Origin of the sequence: Kineosphaera limosa NBRC 100340 (genome assembly GCF_000298215.1) — a bacterium.
Classification (GTDB): Bacteria; Actinomycetota; Actinomycetes; order Actinomycetales; family Dermatophilaceae; genus Kineosphaera; species Kineosphaera limosa.
In genome coordinates, this window is sequence record NZ_BAHD01000034.1 from 1 (window position 1) to 25,432 (window position 25,432).

Here is a 25,432-nt window from a genome sequence, read left to right on the forward strand (position 1 = left end):
ACTTCACCTGGGGGCACACGTCGGCACCCGGCAGTTAGAAGGCTGTTGATTGATCCGCTCGTCCACCTGACCCGTCAGCTGTTGGGCTGATTTTTGGTCTCTGCGTCCGAACCGATCTCCCACTCTAGCAGGCCCTCTCGTCCTCCGCAACTTGCCGGTCCTGGCGAGGACCTGGGTTACAGACGACATGCCTAGTGGAGCCTGGTTGTCGTGGGATCCCGCCTCGGGACCGGCCTGCGTTCGGATCGCTGTGCGATCTTCTTGAGTCCGTTCCTCCCGTTCAGCGGGGCGAGAAGAACTTTAGGCAGGCTCAGCCCGCGGAAGCAAATCGGCTGGTCAGCGGCTTGCGCGCCCTCGGATCGTCAGTTGGCCGGCCGAGGAACAGTCGGGCGCGACCTCAGCGACGGGCGGCGGCCAGGTTGCGCCGACCCCGCTTGAGGACTGCCGCGTGACCGTGCAGAAAGTCCTCCTCGGCCAGCACGTACTCGGGATCGGCGAGCTTGACGTTGTTCAGCGACGCTCCGCCCTCCCCGATGGTCCGGCGCGCGGCGTTGCGCGAGTCCGCCAGGCCGATCGCCACGAGGGCGTCGGTGACCGAGGTTCCGGGCGCCACGGTGGCGCCGTCCAACTCGCTCGTGGCGTCGGCGAAGGTCGCCGGGTCGATGCCGGCGAGGTCGCCCTTGCCGAACAACGCCGCCGAGGCGGCCTGCACGGCGGCGGTCGCCTCCGCCCCGTGCACCAGGGTCGTGATGTCGCTAGCCAAGGCTCGTTGTGCCGTGCGGCGGAAGGGTTCGTCGGCCACCTGGCGCTCGAGGTCTTCGATCTCGTCGCGGGTGCGGTCGGTGAAGACCTTGAGCAGCTTGACCACCGAGGCGTCCTCGATGTTGAGGAAGTACTGGTAGAAGGCGTACGGCGAGGTCATCTGCGGGGAGAGCCACACGCTGTTGCCCAGCGATTTGCCGAACTTCTCCCCCGAGGCGTCCGTCAGCAACGGCGTGGTCAGGGCGTGCACCGATGCCCCCTCGACCCGATGCACCAGGTCGACGCCGGCCGTCAGGTTGCCCCACTGGTCCTGCCCGCCGGTCTGCACCGTGCAGCCGTGCTCGCGGTACAGGTGCAGGAAGTCGAGCGCCTGCAGGATCTGGTAGCTGAACTCGGTGTAGGAGATGCCCTGGTCGGAGTTCAGCCGAGCGGCGACCGCGTCCTTCTTGACCATCTGGTTGACGCGGAAGTGCTTGCCGTAGTCGCGCAGGAAGTCCAACGCGCTGATCGGTGCCGTCCAGTCGAGGTTGTTGACGAAGATCGGCGGGTTCGACTCGTCGGCACCAAGGATCGCCTGCACCTGGGCGGCGATGCGCTCGACATCGCGGGCCGTGTCGTCTTTGGTCTTCAGCACCCGCTCACTGGAGGGCCGCGGATCGCCGATGAGGCCCGTGGAGCCCCCGACGAGGCCGATGATCCGATGCCCGGCGCGCTGCAGATGGCGCAGCACGATGAGCTGCACGAGGTTGCCGAAGTGCAGCGACGGGGCCGTGGGGTCGAAGCCGCAGTACACCGTGACCCGCCCGGACAGGGCCTGCCCCAACTCCTCGACGTCCGTGGTCTGGGCGACGAGTCCGCGCCACTGCAGTTCATCGAGGATCGTCGGGGCCCCAGTGCCGGGAGTGCTGTCGGCAGCGGGGCTGCCTACGCCCACGTCGGTTGTGCTCACGGTCGGCCGGTCCCTTCGTGTCGGCCTGCCGCGCGGGCAGACCGGGTGAGTCGATGCTGATGTTCGGCATCCAGCCTGCCGCATGTGCTCCTCACGGCCTCGTCTGCCCCCGGCGCGTCGCGCCGCCGCCACCAGCACGGCCACTGAGGCCTCGGCGTTCACTACGCCGGACACCCGGGCGATAGACCGAGACCGTGGGCTCTCCGACCGACCAGAACCGCCACGGAAAGTCCTGCGCATCGCCGCCCGGGCCGGACACACCCACGCGGGGGCCGGTCGCCATCTCCTCCGGTGCTCGCTGCGCCGGAGCATGCACGGTCACCGGCCCGCCTCCGGTCACGAAGAGGCCGTTCTGCTCCCGGTCCAAGCCCAGCGCGGAGGCCAGCCGGGCGGGTCCGCGAGCGAGGTCGCGTTGCTTGGGGGCAGCCTTGCCCGGCCGCGTGCGCCGGTCCGTTGCCACCGATTGGCCGGCGATCACTTCGCCGGCGCGCATAAGCACCGCGCTGGCCCGCCCCGCCGGTCCGCACACGAGGTTCGCACAGAAATGCATGCCGTACGTGAAGTAGACGTACAGGCCCCCGGGCGGGCCGAACATCGCCTCCGTGCGCGGCGTCTGACCGCGAAAGGCGTGGGAGCCCGGATCGTCCGCGCCGTCGTACGCCTCCACCTCGGTGAGCCGAACAGCCACGGGACCGTGGGTGACGACGCAACCCAGCACCTCCGGGGCTACCTGCAGCACCGGGCGATCGAAGAACTCGGCCGTCAGGGGCGGCCCGAACTGCGCGCTCATGTCCACGCCGCTCTCCCTGCGGGCCACTCGCCGGGCCTGCGGCGTCAGTCGCGCACGGACAGCGGCTTGGCGGCCCAGTGCCGATGCCACGCGCTGACCTGCCGGGCGCGGGACAACTGCTCCCGGACCTGCTGCGGTGCGGTGCCCCCGCGGCCGTCGCGCGAGGCCAGCGAGCCCTCTACCGAGAGGACCTCACGTACCCCGGGGGTCAGCGCCTCGTGGATGCCGACCAGGTCGTCGTCGGACAGTTCCCACAGCTCGATGCCGCGCTCCTCGCACACCCGAACGCAGGAGCCGGCCACCTCGTGCGCCACCCGGAAGGGCACACCCTGGCGCACCAGCCACTCCGCGACATCCGTGGCCAGCGAGAAGCCCTGGGGGGCCAACGCCGCCAGGCGATCGGTGTCGAACCGCATCGTCGCGATCATCCCGGCGAACGCCGGCAGCAGCACGTGCAGCGTGTCGACCGCGTCGAAGACCGGCTCCTTGTCCTCCTGCAGATCGCGGTTGTACGCCAGCGGCAGGGCCTTGAGAGTCGCCAGCAAACCGGCGAGGTCGCCGATGAGCCGGCCCGCCTTTCCGCGGGCCAACTCCGCGACATCCGGGTTCTTCTTCTGCGGCATGATGCTCGACCCGGTGGAGAACGCGTCGTCGAGGGCGATGAAGCCGAACTCCTTGGTGGCCCACAGGATCACCTCTTCGGCGATGCGGGAGACGTCGACCGCGGCCATCGCGGCGACGAAGCAGAACTCGGCGACGAAGTCGCGGGAGGCCGTGCCGTCGATCGAGTTCTCCACTGCGCCGTCGAAACCGAGGTCCTGGGCGACGAGCTCGGGATCAAGACCCAGCGAGCTGCCGGCCAGGGCACCCGAACCGTACGGGGACACGCTCGTGCGGGTGTCCCAGTCCCGCCACCGGTCGACATCCCGCAGCAGTGCCCAGGCGTGGGCCAGGAGGTGATGGGCCAGCAGCACCGGCTGGGCGTGCTGCAGGTGGGTGCGGCCCGGCATCGGCGCCTCGCCCGCGGCGCCCGCCTGATCGATGAGCGCATCGACGACGTCGAGCACGAGGGCACTGCACGTGCGGGCGTGGTCGCGCAGGTACATGCGGAACAACGTGGCGATCTGATCGTTGCGGGAGCGCCCGGCGCGCAGCCGCCCGCCGACCTCCGGGCCGGCCCGCTCGATGAGGCCGCGCTCCAGGGCCGTGTGCACGTCCTCGTCGTCGGGCGCCGGGGCGAACGCGCCCGACGCCACGTCATCCCCGAGCTGCCGCAGCGCCGCCAACATCGTCCGCAGACTCGCGTCGGCGAGCAGCCCAGCGCGATGCAGCACCCGAGCGTGGGCCCGCGATCCGGCCAGGTCGTAGGGGGCCAGGCGCCAGTCGAAGTGGGTGCTCTTGCTCAAGGCCGCCAGCGCCGCGGCGGGCCCGCCGGAAAACCGACCGCCCCACAGAGCCAGCGGCGTCCCCTGAGCCCCGTCGGTCGTCGCGCCCTCGCGCGCGCCTGCCTGCTCGTTCACTACGTTCTCCTGCGGTCGTCCAGCGGTTCGGTCGTCAACAGTCGGGTTCTGCGTCATCTTCTCGGTTGCCCCCGGATCCGTCACCGTCGGGTCCGGGTGCCGCCAGGCTGCCGGCCCTGTCGTCGGTCAGGTCGGGGTCGTTGCCGGCGGCCATCGCCAGGAGCCGCCGCACCACCTCCGCGCCGCCTGGCACATCGGCAGCGACCACCAGAATCGTGTCGTCACCGGCGACCGTCCCGACAATACGGCCGGCCTGCCACACCGCGCTGCGGTCGATCGCCGAGGCAAGGAAGCTCGCTGCGCCCGGCGGGGTGCGCAACACGACGAGGTGCCCGGCCTGCTCCGCGGCGACCAGCAGCTCCTCGCAGAGCCGACGAAGGCGGGAGTCGACCTCCTCGACGGCGACGGCCGGACGCGGGGTCATGTCACCGCCCTCGGCCGGCACCGCATAGACCAGCGTGCGCCCGCGGCGAACCTTGACCGCGCCGAGATCGACGAGATCGCGGCTGAGGGTGGCTTGGGTCACCTCCAGCCCGTCGTGCGCCAGCATCCCCAGCAGTTCGGCCTGCGAGCGCACGGGTTGGTTGTCGAGCAGTTCGACAATGCGCCGGTGGCGGGCCGTGCGGGACTGGGCGATGGGCACGTCAGCCGGCCTCCCTCGACGGGGTCGCCGACCGGCTGGGCGGCTGAGGCTGGGCGGTCGGCGCCGCAGCGTCCAACAGGCCGGGTAGGGCGGCGACGAACTCGTCGGCGTGCCCCGGTTCCAGGAGCAGCGACGGGGCGAGCCGAATCGTGTCGGGGCGCACCGGATTGACGATGAATCCGGCCTCCTGGGCCAGAGCCGTAGCCTGGGAGGCCACGTCAGCGCGCAGCCCGATGCCGAGCAGCAGCCCGTGCCCCCGCACCCCGTCGATGAGGTCGTGACCCAGCCCCAGCACCCCGTCGCGCAGCTTGGCGCCGACCTGGTTCACGTGGTCGAGGACCCCGTCGCGCTCGATGAGCGTCAGCACGGCCAAGCCCGCGGCGCACGCGAGCGGATTACCGCCGAAGGTCGTGCCGTGCTGGCCGGCGGTCAGCAGGCCGGTCACCTGGGGGCCGTAGGTGACGAGCGCCCCGATGGGGAAGCCGCCGCCCAGGCCCTTGGCCAGCGTCATCGCGTCGGGCACGATGCCGGCGCGCTCGTGGGCGAACCAGACGCCGGTGCGCCCGATGCCGCTTTGGATCTCATCCACGATGAGCAACGCGCCGTGGTCGGTGGTCAGCGCGCGCGCCAACCGCAGGTACTCCGGGTCGGCGGGCAGCACCCCGGCCTCGCCCTGCACCGGCTCGACGACGAAGGCGCCGATCTGGTCGCCGTGCTCCGCGAACACCGCGCGCAGTGCGTCGGGGTCGTTGTACGGCACATGCGGCAACACGCCGGGCAGCAGCGGGTCGAACGGCTCGCGGTAGGCGGGTTTGTGAGTGAGGGCCAGCGCGCCCGTCGACCGGCCGTGGAAAGCTCCCGTGGTCGCCAACAATCCTGTGCGACCGGTGCGGCGGGCCAGCTTGATGGCCGCCTCGATCGCCTCTGTGCCGGAGTTGGTGAAGAACACGCCCGAGCCGGCCGGGGCCTGCGCCAGCCCCAGGATCCGTTCGGCCAGCTCGACCTGACCTGGGGTGGTGAAGAAGTTCGAGACGTGCATCAACTGGTGCGCCTGCGCGGCGACGGCCGCGGCGACCTGCGGATTCGCGTGTCCCAGGCTGTTGACGGCCAAGCCGCCGACGAGGTCGAGGTAGCGGCGGCCCTCGACATCCCAGACCAGATCGCCGGCGCCGCGCTCCAGCACCAGCTTGGGACGGCCGAAGACGCCCAGCAGCGAGTGTTCGTAGCGATCCAGCAGGGCCTGCGATCCGCTCATGAGTGGCCTCCTTGCACGTCGGGCTGGGTGTCGGAGCCGGATTCGGCGGGCCCGTCGGGGAGCACCATCGTGCCGATTCCGGAGTCCGTGAAGACCTCCAGCAGCACCGCATGAGCCACCCGACCGTCGATGACGTGCGCCTGGCCGACGCCGGAGTCGACGGCGCGGATGCAGGCCTCCAGCTTGGGGGCCATCCCGGCGTCGATCGTGGCGAGCATGCCGCGGGCCTGAGCGACCGGCAGCTTGGAGAGCAGGGAGTCGCGGTCGGGCCAGTTCGCGTAGATGCCCTCGACGTCGGTGAGCATGACGAGTTTGCGCGCGTCCAGCGCCGCCGCCAACGCGGCCGCCGCGGTGTCGGCATTGACGTTGAGCACGGCGGTGTCGTCGTCGAGGTCGCGGGCGATCGTGGAGACGACCGGCACCCGTCCGGCGTCGAGCAGGTCGTGGATGGCGGAGGGGTCGACTCGCTCGACGTCGCCGACCAGGCCCAGGTCGACCGGGGTGCCGTCGACGAGCGTCCCGCGGCGGCGGGCGCCGAACAGGTGCGCGTCCTCACCGGAGAGGCCGACCGCAATCGGGCCGTGCCGATTCAGCAGGCCGACGAGCTCGCGACCCACCTGGCCCACGAGCACCATCCGGACGACGTCCATCGCCTCCGGCGTCGTGACCCGCAGGCCGCCGCGAAACTCGCTGTGGATGCCGAGCCGCGTCAGCATCGAGCCGATCTGCGGTCCGCCCCCGTGTACGACCACCGGGCGCAGTCCCGCGTACCGCAGGAAGGCGATGTCCTGCGCGAACGCCTCCTTCAGGTCCTGCCGCACCATCGCGTTGCCGCCGTACTTGAGCACCACGATCGCGCCGCGGAACCGCTCCAGCCAGGGCAGCGCCTCGACGAGGGTGGCCGCCTTGTCGGCGGCCGCCTGCTGGCTCGTCCCGGTCGTCGCAGAACTCATGTCACTCATCCCTCTCAGGTGCTGTAGGCGGAGTTCTCGTGGACGTAGTCGTGGGTCAGGTCGTTGGTCCACACCGTCGCCGCCTCCGACCCGGCATGCAGCTCGACGAGCACGTGCACGGTGCGGCCGGACAGGTCGACGCCGGAGCGGTCGTCCCCGACTCCCATCGCGCGGCAGACCTGCACGCCGTTGATCGAGACGTCCAGGGTGCGCGGGTCGAACGCGGCGTCGGTCGTGCCGACGGCGGCCAGGATTCGGCCCCAGTTGGGGTCGCCACCGAAGACCGCGCACTTGAAGAGGTTGTTGCGGGCCACGGCGCGGCCCACGCTCAGGGCATCGTCCTCGGTGGCAGCCCCGACGACCTCGATCGTGATGTCGTGGTGCGAGCCCTCGGCGTCGGCCAGCAGCTGCATCGCCAGATCGCGGCAGGCGCGGGTCAGTGCGTCGGTGAACTGCGCCTCGTCGACCTGCGCCGAGGCAGCCCCGGAGGACAGCAGCGCGACGGTGTCGTTGGTCGACATGCAGCCGTCGGAGTCGAGGCGGTCGAAGGAGAGGCGGCAGGCCTCGCGCAGGGCCCGCTCCAACTCCGGCGCCGTCAGGGCCGCGTCGGTCGTCAGCACGACGAGCATCGTGGCCAGCGAGGGAGCGAGCATGCCCGCGCCCTTGGCCATCCCGCCGATGCACCACCCGTCGCCCTCGACGAGCACCTCTTTGGCGACGGTGTCGGTCGTCATGATGGCGGTCGCCGCGTCGGGCCCGCCCGTGTCGGACAGTGCCGCGACGGCGGCGTCGACACCGCCCAGGAGGACCGGCATGTCGAGGCGTTCGCCGATGAGACCCGTGGAGCAGACGAGCACGTCACCGGAGGAGACGCCCAAGGCACCCGCGACGTGTTCGGCCGTGGCGTGGGTGTCTGCGAACCCCTCCGGCCCGGTGCAGGCGTTCGCGCCGCCGGAGTTCAGGATCACCGCATCGAGACGCCCATCGGCAACCGCCACCCGACTCCAGGTGACCGGCGCTGCCTCCACTCGGTTGGCGGTGAAGACCGCGGCCGCGGCGTGACTCGGGCCGTCGTTGACGACGAGCGCGACGTCGGGGCGGCCGCTGGCCTTGAGCCCGGCGGTGACGCCGGCCGCACGGAAACCTGTGGGAGTGGTGACGCTCACGAGGGGCTCCTGTTCGCCTTCTTGGGATGTGTGGCGGTGGTGCCGACACCGGCCGACGCGGTCTGGGCGATCGTGTGCCCCGCGGCCCGCCACACATCCGTGACCGCGCCCACCTGCTCGAGCGGGACGAGGAACCAGTCGGTGTCGAACGTCGACATCGTCACGACGCTCACGCCCACTCCGGTCAACGGGTCGAGCAGGTCACGCAGCACCCCGACGAGGGTGAAGTCCAGCGGCCCTTGCACCTCGAACGCCAGAAACGGGCCCGCCTGATCGACGCCGATCGGCACCGCGTCCGCCGCGGCCACGACCGAGGTCTCGTGGGCGTTCCAGGTGACCGACGCCAGCGGCCCGCCGCTGCGCGCCCACGTCGGAATCGGGCTACCGGGCTCCAGCCGAGCGATCTTGACGGGCTCGGTGTGCAGCGCCAGCGTCCAGACCGGCTGATCCGTCTCAGGCTGCGTCGACTCGGCTTGGACCGCCCCCGACGGGCTCGACCCGGGTTCGGTGGGTTCGGCTTCGGTGATCACGGAGCGACTCCGGCGGTGGGCAGACCGGTGGGCTCGGGCAGGCCGAGCGCGAGATTGGCGCAGTGCACCGCCGCGCCCGCGGTGCCCTTGGTGAGGTTGTCGACCGCTGCGGTGACGACGACCCGACCGGCCGACTCGTCGACCGCGAGCTGCAGGGCCACGCAGTTGCTGCCCAGCACCGCCCCGGTCGAGGGCCAACGCCCCTGCGGCAGCAGGTGCACGAACGGCTCCGCCGCGTAGGTCTCCTCCCACGCCTGGCGCACGGACTCCGCCGCCACCCCCGGCGCCAGGCGCGCGGTGCAGGTGGCGAGGATGCCGCGGGGCATCGGGGCCAGCGTCGGCGTGAAGCTGACAGTTGCCCCCGCCCCGGCCGCGGCCGACAGGTTCTGCACGATCTCGGGGGTGTGCCGGTGCACGCCGCCCACGCCGTACGGGCTCATCGCGCCCATCACCTCGGCGCCCAGCAGGTGCGGCTTGAGAGAGCGGCCCGCGCCGGAGGTGCCGCTGGCGGCGACGACGACGACGTCGGTCGGGTCGATGACGCCCGCGGCCAGACCGGGCGCCAGGGCCAGGCTCACCGCCGTCGGATAGCAGCCGGGTACCGCGATCCGGGTGGCGCCACGCAGGTCGTCGCGGGCGCGGGTGCCGTCGGCCCGCACGAGCTCAGGCATGCCGTAGGGCCAGGTGCCGGCGTGCGGGGTGTCGTAGAAGCGCGCCCACGCCTGGGGATCGGCGAGGCGGAAGTCGGCGCCGCAGTCGACGACGGCGACGTCCTGTGGCAGTTGCGCGGCCAGGGCCGCCGAGGCGCCGTGCGGGAGGGCGAGGAAGACGACGTCGTGCCCGGCCAACACCTGCGGGGTCGTCGGCTCGAGCCGGCGGTCGGCCAGACTCGGCAGGTGCGGCTGGTGGTCGCCCAGCAGCGAACCGGCGTTGGCGGACGCGCACAGCGCGCCGATCTGACATTCGGGGTGAGCGAGCAGCAGCCGCAGGATTTCTCCCCCGGCGTAGCCGCTCGCGCCTGCGATAGCGGCAGTGAACACCCGAGCAAATATACGCTGCGCCGTAAACTTATGCGAATACCGGGTGGCCCGGGATGGGGGGGCCAGGTCGCCACGCCGGCGCTACGCGATGGGGTCGTCTGCGCCCCAGCCGATGAGTCCGACGGTGCGGGCCTGCTCAGCCAGACCCGCGGTGGCCCGGTTGTGCAGACTCTGCGGCGTGTCCGCACCGGCCCGCACCATCCGCCCGGACCACGCGTCGAGTCGCCCGTCTGCCAGGGCGAGCGCCAGCTCGACGACCTGCGCCGGATCCGTCCAGTCCGTGCGCTGGCGGTGCACCGGCATCGACTCGGTCATGTCGGTGCGCACGACGCCCGGCGCGAGGTCGAAGGCGTAGACCCCCCGACCGGAGCCGGAGGCGTGGGTCGAACCGGTGATGCGGCCGAGCGCACTCTTGCCGACGTGGTAGGCGGAGGCGACCTCGCCAGGCCTGGTGCCGGCCCCGGAGTTCAGGTTGATGATGCGACCGGATCCGGCGGCGAGCATGCCGGGCAGCACCATCCGCGTCAGCAGGTAGGGGCCGCGCACGTTGACCTCGACGGCGTCCCACCACTGCGCCGGATCGGACTCCTCGATCGGCACCTCGTCGTCGACCACCCCGGCGTTGTTGACGAGCACGTCGATGCGGCCCGCCTCATCGAGCACCTGGGCGATCCAGTCGTGCACGGCGCGCTCGTCGGTGACGTCGACGGCAGCGAGCTGCAGGTCGCCGAGCGTGCCGCCGGAGCGAGAACAACCGAACACGCGGTAGCCGGCGTCGGCGAAGCCGCGGGCCAGGTGCGCCCCGATGCCGCGCGCGGCGCCGGTGATCACGACGACGGGAGACTCACTCACGACCATCACCCACGCTGGATCGCTCCTGTCGCCGCGTTCGCCCGCGCGACGGCCGCGTCCCGCAGTTCACTGACCTGGGCCGTCGTCATCGTCTTATCCCGCGGCCGGAACGTCATTCGGTACGCCAGCGACTTCCTACCCTCGCCGAGCTGCTCCCCGCGGAAGACGTCGAAGAGTCGCAAGGACTCCAGCGCCTCACCCGCACCGGCCCGCAGGGCGTCGCGGACGTCGGCGGCAGGCACCGACTCGTCGACGACGAGCGCGACGTCGGAGTGGGCCACCGGCAGCGTCGAGAGCGTCTGCACCTGCACCGGGTCGCCCGCGGCGGCGATGATCGCGTCGAGGTCGAGCTCGGCCGCACACGTGCGGGCCGGCAGGTCGAACGCAGCGCACACCTTGGGGTGCACCTCGCCGGCGTGCCCCACGAGCGTGCCGTCGGGCAGGCTCAGCGCCGCACACCGACCCGGGTGGAACGGCGAGTGCGCGTCCGCGGCCACCACGAGCTCGACACCGAGCGCGCGGGCCAATTCCGTGGCCGCGCCGATGGCGTCGGTAGCGTCGAAGGGGCGGCCGGCTCCCCAGGGGCCGGCGGGGTCGGCGTCGCCGCTCAGAGCGATCGCCAGGTGTCGCGGCTGTCGTGGCACGGCCGCGGTGATCGCCGCCAGGGTCGCCTCGTCCGGCAGCTGGCCCACCGGCGGGATCGGCGCCTTGGCAACCCCCTCGGCCGACACCGCCTGCGGGCGTACGACCAGCCCGTGCTCGAACACGGCGACGTCGCGGGCACCGCGGTTGACGTTGAGTCGCAGCGTCGCCAGCAGCGTGTCGAGAATGTTGGTGCGCAGCAGCGGCTGTTCGTCCGACAGCGGGTTGGCCAGGCGCACCGCGGTGCGCCGCTGGTCCTGCGCCGAGTGCCCGAGCTTGTCGAAGACCTCGGCACCGACGAACGGATACGACCAGACCTCGGTCAACCCCAGCCCCGCCAGCACCGCACCGGCCAGGCGCAGCGCGCGCTGGGCGCGGGTCAGGCCGCGGCCGGCGGGCGCGATCGGCAGCACCGAGGGGATGCGGTCGTAGCCGCGGATGCGGGCGACCTCCTCGACGAGGTCGGGGCCGTTGGCCAGGTCGGGACGCCATGACGGCGGCTGCACCTGCACCCGGCCGAAGTCCGCCGGGCGCCGATCGACCTCTGTGGCCTCTGCGACCTCGGTGACCTCGCAGCCGAGGTCGCGCAGCGTGGCGACGACGGCCTCGTGATCGAGACCGTCGGGCACCTGGCCGCCGGTCGCCTCCGGCGGCTGCACGAGCCGCCAGGCCAGGGCGGTGTCGAAGGCGAACCCGTCGCGCTCGACGCGCTCGTCGACGTCGGTGACGCCGGGGTCGATGGTGCCGCCGCCGAGGTCGGCCAGCAGCTGCGCGGCGAGTTGCGCGACCTTGGCCGTCATCGCCGGGTCGACGCCGCGCTCGAAGCGCTTGCTCGCCTCGGTGCTCAGCTTGTGCCGCCGCGAGCTACGGGCCACGGTGATCGGGTCGAAGTGGGCGGCCTCGATGAGCACATTGCTCGTCGTGGGGCCGACCTCGCTGGTCTCCCCGCCCATGACGCCGGCGATGGCCAGCGGCAGGTCGCCACCGTCAGTGATGAGCAGGTCCTGCGGGTGCAGGGTGCGGGTCACGTCGTCGAGGGTCTTGAGCGTCTCCCCCGGTCGCGCGCGGCGCACCTCGATCGCCCCGGAGAGGGTGTCGAGGTCGAAGGCGTGCAGCGGCTGCCCGGTGAGCATCATGAGGTAGTTCGTGATGTCGACGGCGAGGCTGATCGGGCGCATGCCGACCTGGGTCAGCCGGGTCGTCATCCACGACGGGCTGGCGGCCTGGGTGTCGACGTCGCGCACGATCCGTGCGACATATCGGTCACAGCCGACGTTGCCGTTCGAACCATGGATGGGGGCGTCGTCGATCAGCCGCACTTCGAAGCCTGCGTCGTTGGCGGCCGGCGGCTGCACCTGCTCCCCGACGGGGTCGCGGAACGAGGCGGTGGCGCCGGTGGCCAGCGCCAGATCGCGGGCGATCCCGCGCAGCGAGAACGCGTACCCGCGGTCGGGGGTGACGTTGACCTCGACGACCTCGTCGGCCAGCCCGAGCAGCTCGATGGCGTCCTGGCCCGGCTGCAGCCGCGCGACGACCTCCGGGGAGTCCGCGAAGTACTCGGTCAGCACGATGATCCCGTCGTGGTCCTCGCCCAGGCCCAGCTCGGCGGCCGAGCAGATCATGCCGTTGCTCATGTGGCCGTACGTCTTGCGGGCGGAGATCGCGAAGCCGCCGGGCAGGGTCGCTCCGGGGAGCACGACGACGACGAGGTCGCCGGGGCCGAAGTTGTGGGCGCCGCAGACGATCTCCTGGGTCACCGACTCGTCGCCGCCGGCGGCGGCGCGCTGGCCGTGGTTGCCGACGTCGACGTGGCAGAAGTGGATCGTCTTGCCGTTCTTCTGCGGCTCGTCGGTCTTGTCGAGGACGCGGCCGACGACGAGCGGACCGACGATGTCGCCCCCGTGCAGCCCCTCCTCCTCCAGCCCGACCTTGACGAGGTCGGCGGCGATGTCGACGCCGGTCTTGGCCGGGTCGACGTCCACCAGTTCACGCAGCCACGAGACCGGGGCCCGCATCAGATCTCCATCCCGAACGCCGCGGAGAAGCGGACGTCCCCTTCGACGATGTCGTGCATGTCGCTCACGCCGTTGCGCAGCATGATCGAGCGGTCGATGCCCATGCCGAACGCGAAGCCGGTGTAGACGTCGGGATCGACGCCGCAGGCCAAGAGCACGTTGCGATTGACCATGCCGCAGCCACCCCACTCGATCCAGCCGGTGCCGCCACAGGTGCGGCACCCCGGGTCCTTGCCGAAGCAGACCCAGCACTCGAAGTCCATCTCGGCGCTGGGCTCGGTGAAGGGGAAGAACGCGGGGCGCAGGCGGGTCGTCACGGCCGCGCCGAACAGCTCGCGGGCCAGGTGGTCGAGGGTGCCCTTGAGGTGCGCCATCGTCAGGTGTTTGTCGACGGCCAGCCCCTCGATCTGGTGGAAGACGGGCGTGTGCGTCGCGTCGAGCTCGTCGGTGCGGTAGACCCGCCCGGGCACCGCGACGTATACCGGCAACTCCTTGTGCAGCCCGGAGGTGTCGAGCTGCAGCAGGCTGCGGGCCTGCACCGGGGAGGTGTGGGTGCGCAGCACGAGCCCGGAGTCGGGCGGGTCGACGAAGAACGTGTCCTGCATCTGGCGCGCCGGGTGATCGGGGGCGAAGTTCAGGGCGTCGAAGTTGAACCACTCCGCCTCGACCTCCGGGCCCTCGGCGATCTCCCAGCCCATGGCGGTGAAGACGTCCTGGATGCGCTCGATCGTCAGGCTCAGCGGGTGGCGGGCGCCGACTCGCCGACCGGGGCCACCGACCGTGACGTCGATCGCCTCCTCGACGAGGATGCGCTCGTCTCGCTGCGCCTCCAGTTCGGCCTGCCGCTGCTTGAGGGCTTGGCCGACGCGTCCGCGGGCCTGGCCGACGCGCTTGCCGGCCTCGGCCTTGGCGCTGGGCGGCAGCGCGCCGATCTCGCGGTTGGCCAGCGCGAGTGGGCTCTTCTCACCGGCGTGGGCGAGGCGGGCCGCCTTGAGGGCGTCGAGGTCCTCGGCCTGCTCAATGGCTGCCAAGGCTTCGGTCACGGCCGCGTCGACGGCGTCCGGTGACAGGGCGCTGACCTCGACGGGGTCATAGGACGTGTTCGGTCCGGACATCTCTTCGCTTCGCGTCGTCGTGACGGCCGCGCGGGTCGGTGGCTGGCACCGACTGCGCGCAGGGCCCTTGCGGCCCAAATCCTAAGCGAGGGTCCCTGGTCGCCCCGAATGGGTTTCGCTCACCGGGCGTGGCGGCGGTGGGGGCCCCGGGCTTTCCGGCCCCGTCTCCGGTCGGCTAGGTGCGGCGGGCAACGTGTTGCTCCCTCCACGTAGCGGCACCTACTCGCCAAGGGCCGTCTCCACCCTCTGCCTGCCCCGGCTAGGCGCCCCGGGCAACATGGTGCGCCTTCCACCTAGCCGCCCAGGGCGGCGGCCGATCACGCCCGCCGACCCACCGTCCCGGCGATGCGCCCCGGGCAGCATGTTGCGCTCCCCGCCGAGCGCCCCAGGGTGGCAGCCAGCCCGACCCGCTGTCCACATGCCTGCCCTGCGGTGGTGGTCCGTCCACAGCCGACCGGGGCGACTCGGGCGCGTGGGCGGTGCGCTCGACCAGGGTGGAGTGCATGCCAGTATCCGAACCCTCCGACGGCGGAGAGCGCCAGCGGGCGAAGAGTCCCGCGGGAAGCGCCGGCCCTACGGCTCGCTGCGCCTGAGCCGCTCGGAGCGAGCTCGCCGCGCGTGGCCCATCGCGCGAGATCACGACGGTGTCGCGCATCGGGCCCAGCTGCGGCAGGCCGGGGTGTCGCGGGCGGATGTTCGCTCCGAGGTTGCCGCCGGACGCTGGCGCTCACTCGGGCGGCACACCGTGCGGATCCATGCGTCCACGACCGGTCGGGCCCGCTTGTGGCGGGCTGTGTGGGAGAGCGGCCCCGGGGCGCGGCTCGATGGAGTCTCGGCGCTTCTGGCTGACGGCTTGACGGGCTTCTCCCCCGATGCCATCGACGTCACCGTGCCGGCAGCGAACCACGCCCACGCGCTGGCCGGGGTGCGGCTGCATCGCCCAAGGTCGGCGCCGGAGGTCGTTTCCGCGGGGATACCCCGGGTGCGACCCGACATCGCCGCGATTCGCGGTGCGCTGTGGGCACACTCGGAACGCCAGGCGGCCCTGATCATCTGCCTCGCGGTGCAGCAAGGGCTCGTCGAACCGGGTCGGCTGATGGCTGCAGCGCCCGTCACGAAGTCTGGTCGAGGCGCGTTCGTGCGCACGATCGTGACGGATGTGTGCGACGGCTCGCATTCACTGGGGGAGCTGGATTTCGCGCGCCTGCGTCGGAGCCGCGGACTGCCGACTCCGTCACGGCAGGCCGTACGGGTGCTGCCCGATGGGCGCGTGTACCTCGACGTGTACTGGGCGGAGCACGGTCTGGTCGTGGAGATCGACGGCGGGCACCACACGCTGGCGCTGGAACCCGTGCGGGACGCCCTGCGGCAGAACGACCTCACCCTCACCGGCGACCGCGTGCTGCGCATCCCCCTGCTCGGGCTGCGACTGGAGCCCGACAAGTTCCTAGATCAGGTGGAACGCGGCCTCGGGCTCGCGCACCCCTTAGGCGCCGCAAGGCAGGGCGAGCAACATCCTGCCCGGGGCGCCTAGCTGGGCAGGCACCGTGGTGGGCGCCCTGGCAGCAACCCGGCACGCTAGGCAAAGCGAGCAACATGTCGCCCGGGGTGCCTAGCCGGGCCGGCGCCGCGGGCGGGCGAGCGAGCCGCGGGTGGGGGTTTGACACGGGGCACCCATCTACGTGCAATATATTGCATGCCAGTTCCCAGTGCCGAGAGCGTCGGTAGCCAGCCCCTGTTGCGCGACCGCGCGTTTCTCTTGCTGCGCACCGCGATCGTCGACGGTGTGCTCGAGCCCGGCGAGCAGTTGCGTGAGCAGGAGTTGCAGCGTTGGCTCGGGGTCAGCCGCACACCGATCCGCGAGGCGCTGCTGAGGCTGCAGGCGGCGGGCCTGGTGGAGATGTCGCCGGGGCGCTCCACCGTCGTCACCGAACTGGAGAGCGCGGCGACCCGCGATGCCCGGCCGGTGGTCGCCGCGGTCCATCAGATCGCGGTCCGCGAGGCGCTCCCCCACCTGACGCCATCGCACATCCGGTCGCTGCGGGATCGCAACGCCCGGTTCGCCGCGGCGCTGGAGGCCGGGGATGTCGACGCGGCGCTCGACGCCGACCACGCGCTGCACGCCCTGTTCGTCGACGTCGCCGGCAACTCCGTCGTCGCCGCTGTGCTCGACCAGTTCAGCCCGCTGTTGCGCCGGCTGGCCCGGGCGCGCTTCGCCTCCCACGACGCGGCGAACTCCGTCGCCGAACACGACGCCCTCATTGCCGCGTGTGCAGCCGGCGACGCCGACGAGGCAGCCGCGGTCACCGCGCGGATCTGGACCCACCTGACCCCGCCCCTCGACCCCGGTACTCGGCGCCCGGCCTAGCAACCCCTCGAATCCCCTGACGCGCCGACCACCCGACCGACTCCCGCACGAACCACCGCACGAACTACCGAACGAACCACCGCACGAACCAAGGAGACCCGCATGGCCCTGTCCGATTTCCCCCGCCACCAGCTGACGTTCGGCCCCTCACCCGTGCACCCGATGCAACGCCTCAGCAAGCACCTGGGCGGCCCGCAGATCTGGGCCAAGCGGGAGGACTGCAACTCCGGACTCGCCTACGGCGGCAACAAGACCCGCAAGCTGGAGTACATCGTCCCCGACGTGCTCGCCTCCGGCGCCGACACGCTCGTCTCCATCGGCGGCTTCCAGTCGAACCACACCCGCCAGGTCGCCGCGGTGGCGGCCCACCTGGGCCTGAAGGCCGTCCTCGTGCAGGAGAAGTGGGTCGACTGGCCGGACAGCGTCAACGACAAGGTCGGCAACATTCTGCTCTCGCGCCTCATGGGCGCGGACGTGCGACTCGACCCGCACGGCTTCGACATCGGCATCCGGCAGTCGTGGCAGGACGCGCTCGATGAGGTCGAGGCGAATGGCGGCACTCCCTATCCGATCCCCGCCGGCGCGTCGGAGCACAAGTTCGGCGGCCTCGGCTTCGCGAACTGGGCCTACGAGGTCGCCGCGCAGGAGGAGGAGCTCGGAGTCTTCTTCGACACGATCGTCGTGTGCACGGTGACCGGGTCGACGCACGCCGGCATGATCGCCGGCTTCGCCGCGCTGGCCGACGCCGGCGGCCGCCCGCGCCGGGTCATCGGCATCGACGCCTCCGCCACACTCGAGAAGACCATCGATCAGGTGGGCCGCATCGCCCGCAACACCGCCTCCCTCATCGACCTGGGCCGCGACCTGCGCGACGACGAGATCGAGGTGCTGCCCGGTTGGGCCGGCGACCTGTACGGCATCCCCGTCGAGTCGACGATCGACGCGATGCGCCGCACCGCGCAGCACGAGGGCGTCATCCTCGACCCCGTGTACGAGGGCAAGTCGATGGCCGGGCTGTTCGGTCTCGTCGAGAACGGCACACTTACCGCACAGAACACTGTGCTTTATGCTCACCTCGGAGGGCAGCCGGCACTGAACGCCTACAGCGGCATCATCTGATGACGATCCAGACCCACCCAGCATCCTCGCCCGAGGCGGGCGCGCACGACGTCGATGTGGCGGCGCTGGAGTCCATCGCCCGCCGGGTGCTGTGGACGGCGACGGCGATCGTCGACGCGGCCAACCGGGTGCGCCCCAACGTCGGCGGCCTCAAGGTCGGCGGTCACCAGGCGTCCTCGGCCAGCGCGGTCGACATCATGACGTCGCTGTGGTTCGCCCGGCTGACCGGCGCGGACCGCATCAGCGTCAAGCCGCACGCCTCGCCGGTGCTGCACGCCATCTCCTATCTGCTCGGCGATCTGCCGGAGCGGCACCTGGGCACGTTGCGCGAGCTCGGCGGCCTGCAGTCCTACCCGAGCCGCACCAAGGACCACGACCGCGTCGACTTCTCCACCGGCAGCGTCGGCATCGGCGCCACCGCTCCCCTGTGGGCGGCGATCGCGCACCGCTACCTGCGCAGCCACGATCCGTCGATCCCGGCGGCGGGGCGGTTCTTCTCGATCGTCGGCGACGCGGAGCTCGACGAGGGCGCCATCTGGGAGGCCGTCGTCGACCCGATGGTCGGCCAGCTGGGTGAGGTGACGTGGATCGTCGATTTCAACCGGCAGTCGCTGGACCGGATCGTGCCGGACGTGCAGATTCACAAGTGGCGGGGCCTGTTCGAGGCGGCCGGCTGGCAGGTGCTGACGTGCCTGTGGGGACGGCGGATTCGGGCGGTCTTCGAGGCGCCCGACGGACACCTGCTGCAGGCACGGCTGGAGTCGATGCCGAACGAGGAATATCAGCGGTTGTTGCGCTGCGGCTCGGCGGAGGCGCACCGGCGCTTGCGAGACGGCAATGAGCCTGCCCTGGCGGCGGTGCTCGACACTATCGACCCCGACACCGTCGGCGACCTGCTGCGCGACCTCGGCGGACACGACATCCCGCAGTTGCTGTCGGCCTACGACGACATCGACCCGACCCGACCGACGGTGATCTTCGCCTACACGGTCAAGGGGCGCGGCCTGTCGACGCAGGGGCATCCGAGCAATCACTCGGCGCTGCTGACCGGCGCGCAGATGGAGCAGCTGGCCGAGGCGTGCGGGATGTCGCTGGCGGATCCGTGGCGACGGTTCGACGCCGACAGCACGGAGGGCCAGGTCGTCGCGGAGGCGGCGCGCCGCTTGGAGCGGCCCGCGATCCCGGTGGCGCCGCCGCCGTCCGTGCCGGCCGACCTAGGGCTGCCGCATCGCCGGCCGATGTCGTCGCAGGCGGCGCTGGGGCGGATCCTGTCCGAACTCCCCCGCGCGGCGCCGGAGCTGGCGCAGCGACTCGTGACGCTGAGTCCGGATGTCGCGTCGTCGACCAATCTCGGCGGCTGGATCAACAAGAACGGTGTGTGGTCGGCCGGAGAGCGCACGGACTGGTTCGCCGATGACCCGCAGACGATGCTGCGGTGGCGTGAGTCGGAGTCGGGTCGGCACCTTGAGCTGGGCATCGCCGAGGTGAACCTCGTCGGGTTGGCCGGTGAGCTGGGCGCGACCTGGTCGCGGTGGGGCCGACCGCTGGTACCGCTGGCCACGATGTACGACCCGTTCGTGTCGCGCGCCTTGGAGCCGTGGTCGTTCTCGATGTACGCGGGCGGCCAGTCGATCCTCGTCGGCACGCCGTCGGGCGTGACGTTGGCTTCGGAGGGCGGTGCGCACCAGTCGATCTCGACACCAGGCATCGGGCTGCAACAACCCGGGTGCACCGCGTGGGAGCCCGCGTTCGGCCAAGACCTGGAGTGGGTGTTGCTCGACCAGATGAGCCGCACCGGGGTGCCCGGTGGCGAGTCGGCGTACCTGCGGCTCTCGACGCGTTCGGTGGACCAGTCGCTGGCCGGCGTGCCGGAGGATCCGGCGCTGCGGGAGCGGCGGCGTCGGCAGGTGCTGGCCGGCGGCTATCGCCTGAGCACCCACCCAGCCGCACAGGACTCTGTGGTGCTCGTCGGCATGGGCGCGCTCATGCCGAACGTGCTCGCGGCCGCGCAGCAGCTCAGTGAGCTGGGCGTCACCGCCGGGGTGGTGTGCGTGACGAGCGCCGATCTGCTGTTCCGGGAGTTCACGCGCCGCGAGCAGCGGCTTGACCGCTCTTCGGGCGCGGTCGCGGCGCAGGTCTTACCGGCCCTGTTTCCGCCGGACGCCCCCGCGCCGCTGGTCACCGTGCTCGACGGTCATCCTCACACTCTGGCCTTCTTGGCCGGTGTGCGCGGCGACCGCATCGCGGTGTTGGGCGTCACCGGCTTTGGCCAGTCGAGCAACCTCAACGACGCCCACCGCCTCCACGGCATCGACGCCGACGCCATCGTCGCCGCCGCCCTCGACCTCGTCGGGCACTGACCCCCCTCGCTGGTGTCCCGGTAGCTGCGGGTTGCGGCCATATCGCCAACACCGGGCTACCGGGGCAACAGCGAGCGCCTCACCCCACTCAGTGCTGGGCGCGGGCGGAGGCGTAGAGGCAGACGGTGGCGGCCATGGCCAGGTTCAGGGACTCGGCGTGGCCGTAGAGGGGCACGGCGACGGCTTCGTCGCAGGCCTCCAGCAACTGGGACGGTAGACCCCAGGCCTCGTTGCCCATCACCCAAGCGTGCGGGCGGGTCAGGTCGGTCTCGAAGAGTCCGGCGTCGCCGCTGCCGTCGGCGGCAAGGGTGCGGATCCCCTCGGCCCGAAGGCGCTCCAGCAGCGCGGGCACGTCGAGGCCGAGCACGATCGGCAGGTGGAAGTGGGAGCCGACGGCCGAGCGCACGACCTTCGGGTTGTACACGTCCACGCTGTCGGTGCCCACGAGCACGGCGTCCGCTCCGGCGGCGTCGGCGCCGCGGATGACGGTGCCGGCGTTGCCGGGGTCCCGCACGTTGGTCAACACGACGAGCAGGCGCGGCCGCCCCTCCCCCTCCCCTCCGTCTCCGGTCAGCACGTCGGCGAGGGCGACGTCGACCGGGCGGCAGACGGCCAGCAGACCCTGCGGGGTGTTGGTGTCACACATGACGCGCAGCACGTCAGCGCTGGTGTCGCGCACGGGAACTCCGGCCTGCGCCGCCGCCTGCAGGATGTCGGCGTGGCGTTCGCGTCCGGCGGGGTCGGCGAAGACTTCGCGCACGACATCCGGGCGCCAGGCGAGCGCCTCCCGAACGGCCTGGGGCCCCTCGACCAGGAACAGTCCCTCTCGCGCACGCACAGAGCGCCGGCCCAACCCGGCGACCGAGCGGACCCGCTGCGCCCTGACATTCGTCAGTGGCGCTGCTGCGGGCGCTTCGGTGCCGGAGGGCCGGCGCTGTGCGGCAGTGGTGTCAGCCAACGTGAGGGCGGGGCTCAGGCCGCGCTCTCGGTGGACTCGCTCTGCGCGGGCACGTTGGCCTTGGCGATCTCGACGAGCGTGGCGAAGGCGGCCTCGTCGTTGACGGCGAGCTCGGCGAGCATGCGACGGTCGACCTCGACACCGGCGGCCTTGAGACCCTGGATGAAGCGGTTGTACGTCATGCCGTGCGCGCGCGCACCGGCGTTGATGCGCTGGATCCACAGCCGACGGAAGTCACCCTTGCGGGCGCGACGGTCGCGGTAGGCGTAGCCCAGCGAGTGGGTGACCTGCTCCTTGGCCTTGCGGTACAGGCGGGACCGCTGACCGCGGTAGCCGCTGGCGCGCTCGAGGACGACCCGGCGCTTCTTCTGGGCGTTGACTGCCCGCTTCACGCGTGCCACGTGAGTACTCCTTCTACTGATCGGGGGCCGCTGCCAACTGCGGCTGGTGGCGCAGACGGCGTCGGAGCGCTCCGTGTGGGGCGCCGGCGGCGGGGAGGGGTCGGCTTACTTGCCGAGCAGCTTCTTGACCTTCTTGGCGTCCTGCGGGGCCAGCTCCACGTCGTTCGCGATGCGACGGGTGAACTTGCTGGACTTGCGCTCCAGCAGGTGACGGCCGCCGGCCTGCTCGCGCATGACCTTGCCCTTGCCGGTCAGGCGGAAACGCTTCTTGGCGCCGCTGTGCGTCTTCATCTTCGGCATGGTGAGCCGATCTCCTTCGTGCGTTGGGGTCCCGCCCGGTCGGGCGACACCGTGGTGCGTCTCGGACGTCGTGCTCAGGCCTGAGCGGCCTGCGCCACGTCCTCCGTGGTCGGTGCGGACTCCGCCTCTGCTCCCGCTTCGCCCTGCTCGGCGCGTGCGCTGTCGCGCCGACGCCGCTGCTCAGCCTTCGCGTCCGCCTTCTTCTTCGTCGGGCCGAGCACCATGATCATGTTGCGGCCGTCCTGCTTGGGGGCGCTCTCAACGAAGCCGAGCTCGGTGACGTCCTGCGCGAGCCGCTGCAGCAGCCGGTAGCCCAGCTCGGGGCGGGACTGCTCGCGGCCGCGGAACATGATCGTGACCTTGACCTTGTCGCCCGCGTTGAGGAAGCGGACCACGTGGCCCTTCTTCGTCTCGTAGTCGTGCGGGTCGATCTTCGGTCGGAGCTTGATCTCCTTGATGACCGTGTTGACCTGGTTCTTGCGGGCCTCACGGGCCTTCAGGGCAGCCTCGTACTTGTACTTGCCGAAGTCCATGAGCTTGGCGACCGGGGGGTTGGCCATGGGCGCAACCTCGACGAGATCGAGGTCGACCTCGCCGGCGAGCCGCAGGGCCTCTTCGATCTTGACGATCCCGACCTGCTCGCCGTTGGGCCCGACGAGTCGGACCTGCGGAACTCGGATGCGGTCGTTGATACGAGGATCGCTGATGTCGTGCTCCTTCATGTCGGTGCTACTGGAGGGGTGCCGCTCCGGGCGTGGGCCCGACGCGGGTGATCTCGCACCGCGGGGAGCTATTCACCCGCCCGGCGTCGAGGACATCGACCCGGACAGACGAAAGGCCCTCCGCGAGGCATCCCGCGAAAGGCCGAATCACCACCTGAGTGCCACTGGTTGTCGACCGATACGGTCGAGCGGCACCCGCAAACCTGAGGTTGCGTATCCGTGGACCCGGCAGCCTGGGCGGCTGACGCGGGTGGAAGCGTGGTGAGCGGCTTCTCTTGGGCGGCCGAGCACGCAGGCACGACCGATCGCCGTCTAGCTTACCAGTCGGCGTGACCAGCCCGCCAATCGTCGTTGGCGCTCTGGCTCGCCGGCCTCCCGACTCGACGACCCGGCCCGTGGTCGGCGCATGTTCTTGTCGTGGGCGCGCCTTAGGCGGCGGCTCGGCGTGGGGTCTTGTTGCGGAGCAGGAGGGCGACGGAGATCGCCGCGAAAGCGACCCCCAGAGCGAGAACGCCGCCGGCCTGCGCAGTTGCCTGTGAGCCGCCCGGGGCAGCGTCGGCCAGAGTGGCGTTCCGCTGGACCCAAGCGACGAGGGTCGCGGCCGCCGCGAGCCAGAGCGCAACCGGCAGTGCGCGGAGCCGACGCGCCACGAAGGCCGCCGCGGGAGGGCCCAACACGATGAAGCCCGCGAGCAGTGGCGGGCCGAACAGCTCGATGAACGACACCCCGCCCTCCTCTTCTGTTGCGCGTCTACACCCACCCCTGATCTCGCTCATCTGATCGACAGTTTGCGCGAATTCGCTTCGGAGATATGGGTATTCATGCACCAACTGGTCAGCTTCTCAAGGTGCGGACACATGTTCCCATTCTGACTTCTCACCTGTAGTCTAGAGACAGACTTAGCGCCACCTAGACGGGTGACGTCGCCGTCTTCCGTGCCGTGCTTTGGGGGTGTCATGTCTGGGTGGGAATGGGAGAACATCGGGGGCTCCTTCGACGAGACAATGCTGCCGCCCACCGTCAGCGACTTCTGCGACTGTGTCGTCGTCGACGAGTCGGGCAATTGCGAGCACGCTGTATCCATCCCGGTCACGCCGCAGATGTACGAGCACTTCCTGGCGCACGGCGTGTGGCCCGATCCGCAGGCCATCGGTGCGCCTGGGGCATCCGGTGAGCTTGCGGCATCCGGTGATGACGCGATCGACATCCCGGAGGGGATTCCCGATGACTTCTCGCTGGCTGCGGCATCCTCGGAGTTGCAGCACTGGGAGTCGCTGGTGGCGCGGGTCGAGGTGCGGCGCGCGCGACTGTTGGGGTGGATGGTCGAGCAGCAGACGCAGATCGATGTGCGCCGCTGGCAGGTCGAGAACTCGACCGAGGACGAGCCGAGCGCGTCGGCCGTCGCGGGATTGCGGGCGGGGGCGCGGACCTCGGTGGTCGACACCATGACGGCGGTGTGTGGCGGGTTCCGGGGCGCCTGGCTGGATCGGGCCCGGCTGGGGACCGCACCGCCGGAGTTGGCCCAGAAGCTGAAGCCAGCGGTCGCTGCGGGCGATTTGAATACGTTCCAGGCCTCGACGCTGCTGCGGGAGTCCGAGGAGCTGGACATCACCGCGCACCAGCGGGCGGCGCTGATCGACTCGGTCGTGGAGCACGCGCAGGGATACCGGGCGCGGCGTGGGATTCCGGTGTCGCAGCCGTTGTTCCGGTCCCGAGTGCGCAAGGCCGCGTTGGAGCATGCGGGGCCGGTCAAGCAGAAGCAGGCCGCGCAGGATCGGCGGCGGGTGAAGTTGTTCGGGATGGACGATGGGCAGGCCGGACTGGAGCTCCACGGCCCCGAGACCCGGGTGACGGCGGCGATGGCGCGGCTGGATGCGGTGGCCCGCAGCGTGAAGGCGGCCGGGGATCAGCGAACCTTGGAGCAGTTGCGCGCGGACGCCGCGCTCGATCTGCTGATCTTCGGCCAGCCCGAGCAGGAGGCCGCCACGAGCATCGATCACCCCGGCGAGGGCGGCTGGCCACCCGCGGTCGTCAACGTCGCCATCTCGGCCGCGTCGCTACTGGGCGCCAACCAGGCTCCCGGGATGCTGGAAAGCACCTGGGCCGCCGCGCAGACCATCCGAGAGCTGGCCCACGCCCGCGGGAGTGCGTGGCGGCGGATCGTGGTCGACCCGGTCACCGGGTACGCGGTGAACGCCACCGTGGACTCCTACCGGCCGACCGCAGAGATGGCGCGGGTCGTGCGGGCCCGGGACGGGCGCTGCCGGGCGCCAGGCTGCATCCGACCCGCCGCGCACGCCCAACTCGACCACGTCCAAGAACGCCGCGACGACGGGCCGACGAAGGGCAACAACCTCCAAGACCTGTGCACCGGGCACCATCCAGCCAAGAGTCGCCGCCACTGGTCCGCCCAGATGGACGATGCCGGCGTCGTCACCTGGCGTCTGACGGACGGCACCATCACCAGCACCTACCCCATGGACTATCGCGAGTTCGGCGTCCACGACGCCCACAACAACAGTCACGCCGGTCACGCCGGTGACGGGGGTGACGGGGGTGGCGGTGGTGACGGCGGCGGTGACGGTGAGGGCGGCGGCAGTGACGGTGAGGGCGGTGATGGGAGCCTGGGAAGGAGCAGTGAGGCCTCGGGCGCAAAGACGCCAGACTCGGCGCAAGGGGCACCGCAGTCGACCGAGTGCTCCTCGAGCCGCGACGCCAGGCACATCGACCCGCACATCGACCCGCACGACGACCCCTTGGCCGAGTATCACGCCGGCCGGCAACTCGATGCGCAGCTCGAACTCGCCCGGGAGAACCGAGGCCTGCGAGAGCAGATCGACTCCCTACGGGAGCAGTCCGACTCCCTTCACGCCCAGCTGGACAGGGTCAACAAGGTGCTCGCCGAAAACCCGCCGTTCTGAACAACCCGAAGCTGCTGCTCCTCGCCCTGCTTCACGCACCCTGACCGTCTC

22 protein-coding genes are annotated in these 25,432 nt (G+C 71.2%); 5 read left to right on the forward strand and 17 right to left on the reverse strand.

Annotated features, from left to right (window positions below; translation table 11 throughout):
* Nucleotides 1-397: 397 nt before the first annotated feature.
* The 12 genes from tyrS to pheS all read right to left on the reverse strand — a co-directional run bounded on the left by tyrS (nucleotide 398) and on the right by pheS (nucleotide 14,232).
* The gene (gene tyrS, locus KILIM_RS11130) at nucleotides 398-1,711 is read right to left on the reverse strand and encodes a tyrosine--tRNA ligase (protein WP_006592784.1); all 1,314 of its coding nucleotides are present in this window, start codon (nucleotides 1,709-1,711) and stop codon (nucleotides 398-400) included.
* A 91-nt stretch (nucleotides 1,712-1,802) separates the two neighbouring features.
* Nucleotides 1,803-2,501 carry a DNA-3-methyladenine glycosylase gene (locus KILIM_RS11135; RefSeq protein WP_040563065.1) on the reverse strand — a complete coding sequence of 233 codons (699 nt, stop codon included), beginning with the start codon at nucleotides 2,499-2,501 and terminating at the stop codon, nucleotides 1,803-1,805.
* 44 nt (nucleotides 2,502-2,545) lie between these two features.
* Nucleotides 2,546-4,078 carry an argininosuccinate lyase gene (gene argH / locus KILIM_RS11140; RefSeq protein ID WP_083876098.1) on the reverse strand — a complete coding sequence of 511 codons (1,533 nt, stop codon included), beginning with the start codon at nucleotides 4,076-4,078 and terminating at the stop codon, nucleotides 2,546-2,548.
* Nucleotides 4,056-4,664 carry an arginine repressor gene (locus tag KILIM_RS11145; protein WP_006592787.1) on the reverse strand — a complete coding sequence of 203 codons (609 nt, stop codon included), beginning with the start codon at nucleotides 4,662-4,664 and terminating at the stop codon, nucleotides 4,056-4,058. The genes argH and KILIM_RS11145 overlap by 23 nt, the downstream gene beginning before the upstream one ends.
* A gap of 1 nt (nucleotide 4,665) precedes the next feature.
* Nucleotides 4,666-5,919, reverse strand: coding sequence for an acetylornithine transaminase (locus tag KILIM_RS11150; RefSeq protein ID WP_006592788.1), 1,254 nt, complete (start codon nucleotides 5,917-5,919; stop codon nucleotides 4,666-4,668).
* A complete protein-coding gene (argB, locus tag KILIM_RS11155) occupies nucleotides 5,916-6,872 on the reverse strand; it encodes an acetylglutamate kinase (protein ID WP_006592789.1) in 957 nt (318 codons plus the stop codon). Before argB ends, KILIM_RS11150 begins: the two co-directional genes overlap by 4 nt.
* Nucleotides 6,873-6,886: 14 nt before the next feature.
* Nucleotides 6,887-8,038 (reverse strand): bifunctional glutamate N-acetyltransferase/amino-acid acetyltransferase ArgJ, encoded by a 1,152-nt coding sequence (argJ, locus tag KILIM_RS11160; protein ID WP_006592790.1) that lies wholly within the window; start codon nucleotides 8,036-8,038, stop codon nucleotides 6,887-6,889.
* Nucleotides 8,035-8,568: an ACT domain-containing protein gene (locus KILIM_RS11165; protein ID WP_006592791.1), complete on the reverse strand. Its 534-nt coding sequence runs from the start codon at nucleotides 8,566-8,568 to the stop codon at nucleotides 8,035-8,037. The genes argJ and KILIM_RS11165 overlap by 4 nt, the downstream gene beginning before the upstream one ends.
* Nucleotides 8,565-9,608, reverse strand: a complete 1,044-nt coding sequence (gene argC / locus KILIM_RS11170) for an N-acetyl-gamma-glutamyl-phosphate reductase (protein ID WP_006592792.1) — start codon at nucleotides 9,606-9,608, stop codon at nucleotides 8,565-8,567. The genes KILIM_RS11165 and argC overlap by 4 nt, the downstream gene beginning before the upstream one ends.
* Before the next feature lie 81 nt (nucleotides 9,609-9,689).
* Nucleotides 9,690-10,466: an SDR family oxidoreductase gene (locus tag KILIM_RS11175; RefSeq protein ID WP_040563056.1), complete on the reverse strand. Its 777-nt coding sequence runs from the start codon at nucleotides 10,464-10,466 to the stop codon at nucleotides 9,690-9,692.
* Entirely contained in the window at nucleotides 10,466-13,117 is a 2,652-nt protein-coding gene (pheT, locus tag KILIM_RS11180; RefSeq protein WP_006592794.1) for a phenylalanine--tRNA ligase subunit beta, read from the reverse strand. The genes KILIM_RS11175 and pheT overlap by 1 nt, the downstream gene beginning before the upstream one ends.
* A complete protein-coding gene (pheS, locus tag KILIM_RS11185; protein WP_006592795.1) occupies nucleotides 13,117-14,232 on the reverse strand; it encodes a phenylalanine--tRNA ligase subunit alpha in 1,116 nt (371 codons plus the stop codon). The genes pheT and pheS overlap by 1 nt, the downstream gene beginning before the upstream one ends.
* 853 nt (nucleotides 14,233-15,085) lie before the next feature.
* Here pheS and KILIM_RS11190 point away from each other — a divergent pair.
* The 4 genes from KILIM_RS11190 (at nucleotide 15,086) to KILIM_RS11205 (ending at nucleotide 20,079) form a co-directional block, all read left to right on the forward strand.
* Complete coding sequence (locus tag KILIM_RS11190; RefSeq protein WP_246308449.1) at nucleotides 15,086-15,766, forward strand: DUF559 domain-containing protein; 681 nt, start codon at nucleotides 15,086-15,088, stop codon at nucleotides 15,764-15,766.
* 162 nt (nucleotides 15,767-15,928) lie between these two features.
* Nucleotides 15,929-16,600 (forward strand): GntR family transcriptional regulator, encoded by a 672-nt coding sequence (locus KILIM_RS11195; RefSeq protein WP_040563058.1) that lies wholly within the window; start codon nucleotides 15,929-15,931, stop codon nucleotides 16,598-16,600.
* A gap of 102 nt (nucleotides 16,601-16,702) precedes the next feature.
* Entirely contained in the window at nucleotides 16,703-17,719 is a 1,017-nt protein-coding gene (locus tag KILIM_RS11200; protein ID WP_006592798.1) for a 1-aminocyclopropane-1-carboxylate deaminase, read from the forward strand.
* Entirely contained in the window at nucleotides 17,719-20,079 is a 2,361-nt protein-coding gene (locus KILIM_RS11205; RefSeq protein ID WP_006592799.1) for a thiamine pyrophosphate-binding protein, read from the forward strand. The genes KILIM_RS11200 and KILIM_RS11205 overlap by 1 nt, the downstream gene beginning before the upstream one ends.
* Before the next feature lie 88 nt (nucleotides 20,080-20,167).
* Here the strand turns inward: KILIM_RS11205 and KILIM_RS11210 are convergent, their stop codons facing one another.
* The 5 genes from KILIM_RS11210 to KILIM_RS11230 all read right to left on the reverse strand — a co-directional run bounded on the left by KILIM_RS11210 (nucleotide 20,168) and on the right by KILIM_RS11230 (nucleotide 23,185).
* Nucleotides 20,168-21,037 (reverse strand): TrmH family RNA methyltransferase, encoded by an 870-nt coding sequence (locus tag KILIM_RS11210; protein WP_006592800.1) that lies wholly within the window; start codon nucleotides 21,035-21,037, stop codon nucleotides 20,168-20,170.
* A 14-nt stretch (nucleotides 21,038-21,051) separates the two neighbouring features.
* Nucleotides 21,052-21,438, reverse strand: a complete 387-nt coding sequence (gene rplT, locus KILIM_RS11215) for a 50S ribosomal protein L20 (protein WP_006592801.1) — start codon at nucleotides 21,436-21,438, stop codon at nucleotides 21,052-21,054.
* Nucleotides 21,439-21,543: 105 nt separating this feature from the next.
* Nucleotides 21,544-21,738, reverse strand: a complete 195-nt coding sequence (rpmI, locus tag KILIM_RS11220; protein WP_006592802.1) for a 50S ribosomal protein L35 — start codon at nucleotides 21,736-21,738, stop codon at nucleotides 21,544-21,546.
* A 74-nt stretch (nucleotides 21,739-21,812) separates the two neighbouring features.
* Nucleotides 21,813-22,460 (reverse strand): translation initiation factor IF-3, encoded by a 648-nt coding sequence (gene infC, locus KILIM_RS11225; RefSeq protein WP_006592803.1) that lies wholly within the window; start codon nucleotides 22,458-22,460, stop codon nucleotides 21,813-21,815.
* 428 nt (nucleotides 22,461-22,888) lie between these two features.
* On the reverse strand, nucleotides 22,889-23,185 hold the full coding sequence (locus KILIM_RS11230; protein WP_006592804.1) for a hypothetical protein: 297 nt from the start codon (nucleotides 23,183-23,185) through the stop codon (nucleotides 22,889-22,891).
* 231 nt (nucleotides 23,186-23,416) lie between these two features.
* Here KILIM_RS11230 and KILIM_RS22375 point away from each other — a divergent pair, with 231 nt between their 5' ends.
* Entirely contained in the window at nucleotides 23,417-25,381 is a 1,965-nt protein-coding gene (locus KILIM_RS22375; protein ID WP_006592806.1) for an HNH endonuclease signature motif containing protein, read from the forward strand.
* The last annotated feature ends 51 nt before the right edge of the window (nucleotides 25,382-25,432 follow it).

Excerpts from the sequence above, each read along its gene's own strand:
- KILIM_RS22375 (WP_006592806.1), top strand. The coding sequence starts at position 23,417 with ATGTCTGGGTGGGAATGGGAGAACATCGGGGGCTCCTTCGACGAGACA.
- argH (WP_083876098.1), bottom strand. The coding sequence starts at position 4,078 with ATGACGCAGAACCCGACTGTTGACGACCGAACCGCTGGACGACCGCAG.
- argB (WP_006592789.1), bottom strand. The coding sequence starts at position 6,872 with ATGAGTTCTGCGACGACCGGGACGAGCCAGCAGGCGGCCGCCGACAAG.
- KILIM_RS11195 (WP_040563058.1), top strand. The coding sequence starts at position 15,929 with ATGCCAGTTCCCAGTGCCGAGAGCGTCGGTAGCCAGCCCCTGTTGCGC.
- KILIM_RS11200 (WP_006592798.1), top strand. The coding sequence starts at position 16,703 with ATGGCCCTGTCCGATTTCCCCCGCCACCAGCTGACGTTCGGCCCCTCA.
- pheT (WP_006592794.1), bottom strand. The coding sequence starts at position 13,117 with ATGCGGGCCCCGGTCTCGTGGCTGCGTGAACTGGTGGACGTCGACCCG.
- rpmI (WP_006592802.1), bottom strand. The coding sequence starts at position 21,738 with ATGCCGAAGATGAAGACGCACAGCGGCGCCAAGAAGCGTTTCCGCCTG.
- KILIM_RS11135 (WP_040563065.1), bottom strand. The coding sequence starts at position 2,501 with ATGAGCGCGCAGTTCGGGCCGCCCCTGACGGCCGAGTTCTTCGATCGC.
- KILIM_RS11175 (WP_040563056.1), bottom strand. The coding sequence starts at position 10,466 with ATGGTCGTGAGTGAGTCTCCCGTCGTCGTGATCACCGGCGCCGCGCGC.
- KILIM_RS11205 (WP_006592799.1), top strand. The coding sequence starts at position 17,719 with ATGACGATCCAGACCCACCCAGCATCCTCGCCCGAGGCGGGCGCGCAC.
- KILIM_RS11150 (WP_006592788.1), bottom strand. The coding sequence starts at position 5,919 with ATGAGCGGATCGCAGGCCCTGCTGGATCGCTACGAACACTCGCTGCTG.
- infC (WP_006592803.1), bottom strand. The coding sequence starts at position 22,460 with ATGAAGGAGCACGACATCAGCGATCCTCGTATCAACGACCGCATCCGA.
- pheS (WP_006592795.1), bottom strand. The coding sequence starts at position 14,232 with ATGTCCGGACCGAACACGTCCTATGACCCCGTCGAGGTCAGCGCCCTG.